Raw genomic sequence first — 3,127 nt, forward strand, 5'->3', positions numbered from 1 at the left:
GAGCATTTCCCTTATCAGCCAAATGTTTAGCAAAATTTTTCATCGTTTCTTTTGCAAATGAGTTGTTAGGATCCAACTCCAGTGCCTTAGTTAAAGCATCAACTGTTTCATTATCCTTGTCCAATGTAGAAAGGACATATCCTTTTCCTGTCCATGCATCAGCACTTTCTGGATTTTGTTGAGTATCCTGGGTAAATGCTTTTAAAGCTCCAGAATAATCCTTCTTCGTAAGTAAACCACTCCCCTGATTAAACAGAGAATCGCTCCCATTTTTAAAGAATGTCTCTTTTCCCAGGAAGTCTGATATTGATTTTTTCGTGTTTAATGCCTGGGCAGAACTTGGATTAATTTCAAGAGCCTGGTTCACTGCATCAAGTGCTTCGGAATAGCGATTTAATTTCAGAAGAACGTAGGCTTTACCATTCCATAGCGCAATATTAGTGGAATTTAATTGAATACCTTGTTCAAACGCATCCAATGCACCGGAATAGTCATTATTTTTATAGAGCAGAGTATTTCCAGTGTTGAGTAAATCATTTCCTGAATCAGCATGAACACATACTGTAAATAGTGTTACCAGGAGGCAGCATATAAGGAGGGAAAAGAATGGTTTCATGAACAGTTCTCCATTCATGAGTCTATATTTGTTTACCTATAAGTGCCTATTGCAAAGAATGTTTACTAGTCAGATCTGGTGTATTCATGAATTATTCATCCTTTTTTAACATCTCTTCAAGGATCTCTGCCGCTCCCCGGACCAACTCCGGACACACTTTCTTTGCAGCTCCAACTCTCTTTGATTCTGCCAGTTCTTCTGGAATCGCCATATTATACCCAAGGAGATCCGGACACTGGATAGACCCAAATCTGGAGACAAACTTCTCAATAAACATTTTATCAAGAGAATAACTCTTCCCTCTCCAGTCTGACTCCTGCAGAGAATTCATCCCGCTAGCCAGGCCAAGAACCAGTATGGCACCGCTAACCGCCCCACACATATTTCCGGTCCTGCCAACGCCTCCTCCAAATCCTGTTGCGATCTTTCGTGCCAGAGCCGGGTCGAGTCCATATTCTTTTGCATACACTGAAAAGACAGACTGGGAACAGGAATATCCTTCAGCTAGCAGATCTACTGCCTCTTGTGCATGATCCATATTCATACATCCTCACACACCCGGATATCAATATCGAATAGGTCTGAAATATTCTAATCTCAAGAATTAGGACAAAATGTCAATCTAAATCTGATAAAAAACCTGGGTCTCTGATAGATCCATAGACTTAACTTCTTTTCAGATACATACTCACGAGCGCTACAGGGTAGATTTTTACATCCTCTACGTTGCAAAATTACCTGGATATTCCCGTCCTTTGAGGATCTGGCCTTTCTATCTGGTAGTGCAGGAGAGTGGAATCTGTATGAAACAATTTCTGACAATCCTTTCTATCTTGATAGTCTGCCTGGTAATTATTGGGATATCTACCGGATCCTCACAGAATGAATCCCCATCGACAATTGTAAAAACGGACGCTGGTTTGATATCAGGTTTTCAGCAGGATAATCTCCGTGTCTTTCACAGCATCCCATTTGCTGCACCACCAACCGGAGAACTGCGATGGAAACCGCCAGCACCCCCGATACCCTGGGATGGTGTGAAAGAGATAAAAGAATATTCTGCAACCTGCCCTCAGCGGGTTTCCACCGATAAGACTCCCTCATCAGGATCTGAGCCGCTCAACATGAGCGAGGACTGTTTGTGTCTTAATATCTGGACCCCGGCAAAGAGCGATAACGAAAAACTTCCGGTTATGGTCTTTTTTTATGGAGGGGGATTTGCTGATGTGGCTGGATCCATGCCAGCCTATAATGGAACCACCCTGGCAGAAAAAGGAGTCATCGTGGTCACTCCAAATTACCGGCTTGGAGCACTGGGTTTTCTTTCCCACCCTGAACTGGATGCCGAATCTATCCATAATAGTTCAGGAAATTACGGAATTCTCGATCAGATTGCTGCTCTAGAGTGGGTCCAACGAAACATCGAATCGTTTGGTGGTGATCCATCCCGGGTAACGATATTTGGGCAGTCTGCGGGAGCGGAAAGTGTTCTCATCCATCTGGCAAGCCCGGAGAGCAAGGGACTTTACCAGCAGGCAATTGTTCAGAGTGGTCCTTTCTGGGCGGATGGGGCGATTATCAATGCCACCCACTCCAAAGCGAACGCTGAAGAATTTGGTAAATGGTTTGCACAAAAACTCGGATGCTCCGGGCCTGGTGTCATTGAGCAGATGCGAAATATCAGTCCTGAAGATCTAATCAATGCAACACCATGGACACCGTCCTCATTCTGGAGTACCCACACGGTCATGTTTGAGCCAACGGTTGACGGATGGATTCTCCCTGACACTCTGGACACTGTGTTCCGTCTCCATCAGGAAAATCCGGTCCCTCTTATGATCGGGAACAACGCCAATGATGGAACTACCCTTGCGGCTGATGCCAATATGACGGTTGATGAGTACATAACTTTCCTTACAAACCGGTTCGGGGATAAGGCAGGTGCGGTTCTAGAAAAATATCCTGTAAATTCAACTGCTGAAGTACAGCTCAGACTGGCAGAGATCATGACAGATTATGATTTCAGTGACTCGGTGAAGTTTGCAGCAGGATCCATGGGAGATATCAGCCCTGACACATACCTGTACCGGTACTCGTATGTCCTTCCCGGGCAGCCATTAGGTGCTTTTCATGGAAGTGAGACGTTACTGTTGTTTGGAGCTCCGGGAGTTCCTTCAGATCCGGCAGTGGGCGCAAATGTGGTAGATCTCTGGACACGGTTCGCGAAGACCGGGGATCCAAATGGAGGAATGAATATCACCTGGCCGAATTACACCCTGAAGAAGGGTCAGTATCTTGATATTGATACAGTCCCGGCTCTGAAAACCGGGAATTCAACTGTTGCTCTATTACAAGACCTGGAATCCTGATCTGATCTCCCAACCCTTTTTTTCAGCCCATTACCTCTCCCGGATAGTCTATTGAGATCATGTGATGTTCGGTGATTAAAACGGAGAATCTGGCATGAGAGTATGAATAGTCGGAGAAAATGATTGTTACATCATTTTAAAT

General features: G+C 44.7%; 3 protein-coding genes. 1 reads left to right on the forward strand and 2 read right to left on the reverse strand.

Features of this window, described 5'->3' with window-relative positions:
* Both VN429_RS03755 and VN429_RS03760 read right to left on the reverse strand, forming a co-directional pair.
* A partial coding sequence (locus VN429_RS03755; protein ID WP_325629937.1) for a tetratricopeptide repeat protein occupies positions 1-616 on the reverse strand: 616 nt, incomplete at its 3' end.
* Between the two features lie 91 nt (positions 617-707).
* Positions 708-1,160 (reverse strand): C-GCAxxG-C-C family protein, encoded by a 453-nt coding sequence (locus VN429_RS03760; RefSeq protein ID WP_325629939.1) that lies wholly within the window; start codon positions 1,158-1,160, stop codon positions 708-710.
* Positions 1,161-1,419: 259 nt separating this feature from the next.
* Here VN429_RS03760 and VN429_RS03765 point away from each other — a divergent pair, with 259 nt between their 5' ends.
* Positions 1,420-2,985: a carboxylesterase/lipase family protein gene (locus VN429_RS03765; protein WP_325629941.1), complete on the forward strand. Its 1,566-nt coding sequence runs from the start codon at positions 1,420-1,422 to the stop codon at positions 2,983-2,985.
* Positions 2,986-3,127: the final 142 nt, after the last annotated feature.

Source organism: Methanospirillum sp. (genome assembly GCF_035560735.1).
Lineage (GTDB): Archaea > Halobacteriota > Methanomicrobia > Methanomicrobiales > Methanospirillaceae > Methanospirillum.

Coding starts and splice junctions, on each gene's coding strand:
- VN429_RS03760 (WP_325629939.1), bottom strand. CDS start 1,160: ATGAATATGGATCATGCACAAGAGGCAGTAGATCTGCTAGCTGAAGGA.
- VN429_RS03765 (WP_325629941.1), top strand. CDS start 1,420: ATGAAACAATTTCTGACAATCCTTTCTATCTTGATAGTCTGCCTGGTA.